This window comes from Tepidicaulis marinus, from assembly GCF_000739695.1.
GTDB lineage: Bacteria > Pseudomonadota > Alphaproteobacteria > Parvibaculales > Parvibaculaceae > Tepidicaulis > Tepidicaulis marinus.
The window spans coordinates 1-4,552 of sequence record NZ_BBIO01000039.1 but is presented as its reverse complement, the minus strand read 5'-3'; the positions used below and the strand labels follow the sequence as shown (position 1 = coordinate 4,552).

Sequence of the window (4,552 nt, the reverse complement as noted above, 5' to 3'; positions counted from 1 at the left end):
CCACATAAGAACCGATATCGCGGCCTGCAATGTCGACATAGATCCAGCCGTTCAGCCGTGCATTTTCGCTGCGGATCATGCTCGGCCCTTCGACAGTGCGGATATCCGCAACTTGGCCCAAGGGGATATGCGCACCGTCTTCCGTTACGATGGGAAGCAAGCGCAAAGCGGCGGGTGTTTGCCGCACCGTTTGCGGATAGCGCAGGCTGATCGGAAAACGCTCAAGCCCTTCTACGCTTTCCCCCAGCACCATACCGCCAATCGCCGTGCGGATGACGTCGTGAACGTCCGCGATGTTGAGTCCGAGACGGGCGGCGCGCTCCCGATCGATGTCGATATCGACGAAACGCCCGCCCGTTACCCGTTCCGCATAAACGGAGGAGGTGCCTTCGACAGTTTCCAAAATGCTTTCGATCCGGCTGCCGATTTGATCGATCACATTGAGATCGGGTCCAGCAACCTTGATGCCGACGGGAGTTTTGATGCCGGTTGCCAGCATGTCGAGCCGGTTTTTGATCGGCATGATCCAGACATTGGTGAGGCCTGGAATGTCGACGATCCGGTTGAGCTCGGCTTTCAGTTTCTCGAGGGTCATGTCCTCGCGCCACTGCGACCGGGGTTTCAACCTGATCACCGTCTCGATCATGGAAAGGGGCGCAGGGTCGGTTGCCGTATCGGCGCGCCCAGCCTTGCCATGAACGTTTTCCACCTCGGGCACCATCTTGATCAGCTTGTTCGTTTGCTGCAGCAGATAAGACATCGTGCCGGCGGAAGCGCCGGGAAAGGCGCTGGGCATATAAAGAAGATCGCCTTCGTTCAGCTCCGGCATGAATTCCGAGCCAATCCGTGAGAGCGGCAAGGCAGCGCTTACGAGCAGCACGCCGGACGCTGCCAAAACGACCAGTGGCCGGGCCACAGCGAAGTTGATCAGCGGCCGGTAAAGCACCGTCAGGAACCGGTTGACGGGATTTTCGTCCTCGGAGGTAATGCGCCCGCGTACCAGAAAACCGATAAGCACAGGCACCAGGGTCACCGAAAGGGCTGCCGAGGCGGCCATGGCATAGGTCTTCGTATAGGCGAGGGGAGAGAACATCCGCCCTTCTTGTGCCTCCAGCGTCAGAATGGGCAGGAAGCTCAAGGTGATGATGAGCACGGAAAAGAAAATCGGCGGCCCGACTTCGGCGCAAGCCTCGCCAATGATTTTCCAGCGATCCGGGCCAGACGCCTCCCTTCCCTCCAGCTTCTTGTGCGCGTTTTCGATCATAACGATGGCGGCGTCCACCATCGTGCCGACGGCGATGATAATCCCGCCCAGTGACATGATGTTGGCATTGATCCCTTGTGCCCTCATCACGATAAAGGCGGCCAGTACGCCCAGGGGCAGGCTGATGACGACGACCAGCGAGGAGCGGAAGTGAAAAAGGAAGACCGCGCATACGAGCGCAACAATGATGAATTCTTCGATGAGCTTTTCACGTAATGTCGAAGCAGCTCGCCCAATAAGAGCGGACCTGTCATAGGTCGTGACGATTTCCACGCCTTCCGGGAGACTCTTTTTCAGGCTGGCGAGTTTTTCTTTGACGCGATCGATGGTGGCGAGCGCGTTCTCGCCATACCGCATGACCACGACCCCGCCGACGGCTTCTCCCTCGCCGCCAAGTTCGCTTACACCGCGCCGGAGATCGGGGCCGAGCCGGATCTCGGCAACGTCGCGAAGGAGAACGGGGGTGCCCCCCTCATCCGTATGAAGCGGAATTTGCGCCAGGTCTTCTATCGAGCTGACATAGCCGTTGGCGCGGATCACATATTCCGCTTCCGCCATTTCGATGACCCGGCCCCCGGTTTCCTGATTGCCGCGCTCGATCGCCCGGCGCAGCCGGGAAAGCGAAATGCCATGCGCGCGTAACTTATTGGGGTCGGCGACGACCTGATATTGTTTGACCATGCCGCCGATCGTGGCGACCTCGGACACGCCTTCCACGGCCTGCAGCTCGTATTTCAGGAACCAGTCTTGCAAGGCGCGTAATTGATACCCGTCCTGCTGGCCGGTGCGGTCGACAAGCGCGTATTGGAAAACCCAGCCGACACCGGTTGCGTCCGGCCCGAGCGCAGGACGGGCCCCTTCCGGCAGGTTGGGTGCGACCTGGCTCAGATATTCGAGCACGCGGGCGCGCGCCCAATAAAGATCGGTCCCGTCTTTGAAAATCACATAGACGTAGGAATCATTGAAAAACGAATAGCCGCGCACACTGACGGCGCCCGGCACGGAAAGCATGGCAGTGGCCAATGGATAGGTGACCTGATCCTCGACGACTTGCGGAGCCTGACCCGGATAGGTGGTTTTTACGATGACCTGCACATCCGAAAGATCGGGAATGGCATCGAGCGGTGTCGTGCGGATCGCCATAACGCCTGCAACGGCCAGAATAAGGGCCAGAATGACGACAAGAAAACGGTTGGCAATCGACCATCTGATAAGGAACTCGATCATTCCGCGTCCTCCTCATCGGCCATTCCCGAGAGGGGATGCAGCGCGATAATCTCATATCCCATGTCGCTTTTCCGGAACCGGACATGGACTTTTGTGCCAGGCTCTATGCCCCTAAGGCCGACTTTCTCGGAAACGGCAAAGCCCATTTGCATGGAAGGCCAGCCAAGCTCAGCCACAGGCTCATGGTCGAGTGTCACCTGCCGGGCTTCGGAATTGACCGATAGGACGCTTGCCGTGGTTTCGTAAGCATCCGTATCGCTGCCCGTCTGGTTTGCCGGCATGTCCATGTCCATGTCCATGTCCATGTCCATGGCTCCATCCGTGCCCTCTTCCATGTCTTTGCCCATCTTGTTTTTCATCTCGTCTTCGGAAGTGGCCGATGTCATGCGGAGAAGCGCCGGATCGAGGCTCGCCTCGGAATCGATCAGGAACTGCGCGGCCGTCACGATTTCCTCGCCCTCCGAAACGCCTTCCAGAACCTGGACGCGCCCGCCCGATTCAAGTCCCGCCTTGACCGGGGTAGGACGGAAGCGTCCTTCGCCCAGCGCGACGATTACCCGGTCTTGCGAGGAATGGCGGATGAGGGCGGAGGCCGGTACCGTCAACGTATCCATCGCCGGTTTTCCCTCGATTTCGACATTCGCAAACATGGCGGGTTTGAGCAGCCCGTCGGGATTTTCCAGCCGCAGGCGCACCGGAATGGTGCGGGTGCGCGGATCGGCCATCGGATAGACGTAGTCCACTTGCCCCTCCCAGGTTTTGCCGGGAAAGGAGGGCAGGGTGACTTCCGCTTTCTGGCCCGCGGCAACACGCCCCACGGTCGCCTCGAAGAGATCCGCCATGACCCACACGCTGGAAAGATCGGCAAGGCGCATGGTGACATCCGACGGGCGCACGAAACTTCCCTGGCGCACATCCAATGACAGCAAGATGCCCGAGCGCGGCGCGCGCACATCCACGAGGCGGATGACTTTTCTGCGCTGGGACAGCTCTTCAATCTGAATGCCGCTCATGCCGAGCGCTACCAGACGCTCCTTGCCGGCGGCAATCATTTCGGATTGCCCCAGCCGTTTTGCCTGAAGATATTCCCGCTGCGCTGTCAAAATCTCCGGCGCATAGAGGCGGAAGAGAACTTGGCCTTTTTCCACTTGTTCTCCAGCGGTCTCTACCATCAGCTCCTCGATCCAGCCTTCGGTGCGCACGTTGATGCTGGAAAGACGCTCTTCGTCCGGCGCGATAAAGCCGACGGTGTCGACCTGGAAAGGAAGGGTCTCGCGCCGCACCGGCGCGGTGCGCACGCCGATGTTGTTCACGGCGGCAGCGCTGATCTGCAGCGCAGGCTCACCCGACTTGTCTTTATCGTCATCGGCATAGACGGGGATAAGGTCCATGCCCATGGGAGATTTTCCCGGCGCATCGCGGCGAAAATTCGGGTCCATCGGCGCGACCCAATAAAGAATTTCGTCCTCGCCTTGCATTGCGCCAGACCCGGCGGAGCCTGTGCTCCCGCCCATCCAGGTTCCCGCGCCATACCCGGCCGCAAGCGAAGCGGCGGCAATCCCGGCGCAGAGTGCGATGAAAGTTCTATTCATGTGTGTCTCCAGCGAGATAGGAAAGCTTGGCCCAGGTTTTGGCGCGGTCGACTTGCAGGTCGAGATAAGTCAGTTCCGCATCGAGAACGGCCAGGCGGTCACGGATGATTTCGGGAAAGTCGGCGCGACCATCGGCGTAGGAGCCGAGTGAGGCCTGAGCTGCATCGTGCGCTCTGCGGGTGACGGCTTGCTCGTAAAGCTGCAGGCGCCGGCCGAGTTCATGCCAATCGGCTAGGGCGATATCGAGTTCCCGTTCCAAGTCCTTCAGCAGGCTCTGACGGTTAAGGCGTGCAGCTTGCCGCTCTTTCATGGCAGCCGACAAACGCCGGTCCTGGCGTCCTTGCGCGAATAGCGGGACCGAGAATGTCAGCCCGACACTGGCGAAATCGGCCCGTCCGCCTGCCCGGTAGCCATATCCCGCATCCACACTCCAGGAGGGTTTATAGGCTTCTTTGGCAAGGCCGATACG

3 protein-coding genes are annotated in these 4,552 nt (G+C 59.8%); all 3 read right to left on the bottom strand.

Annotated elements, in window-relative coordinates:
- Positions 1 to 2,491 (bottom strand): efflux RND transporter permease subunit (locus M2A_RS16810; RefSeq protein WP_045449901.1); only part of this gene is annotated, 2,491 nt, incomplete at its 3' end.
- Positions 2,488 to 4,083, bottom strand: a complete 1,596-nt coding sequence (locus tag M2A_RS16805) for an efflux RND transporter periplasmic adaptor subunit (RefSeq protein ID WP_045449900.1) — start codon at positions 4,081 to 4,083, stop codon at positions 2,488 to 2,490. The genes M2A_RS16810 and M2A_RS16805, both read right to left, overlap by 4 nt.
- Positions 4,076 to 4,552: TolC family protein (locus tag M2A_RS16800; RefSeq protein ID WP_045449899.1), on the bottom strand; the 477-nt coding region annotated here is incomplete at its 5' end. The genes M2A_RS16800 and M2A_RS16805, both read right to left, overlap by 8 nt.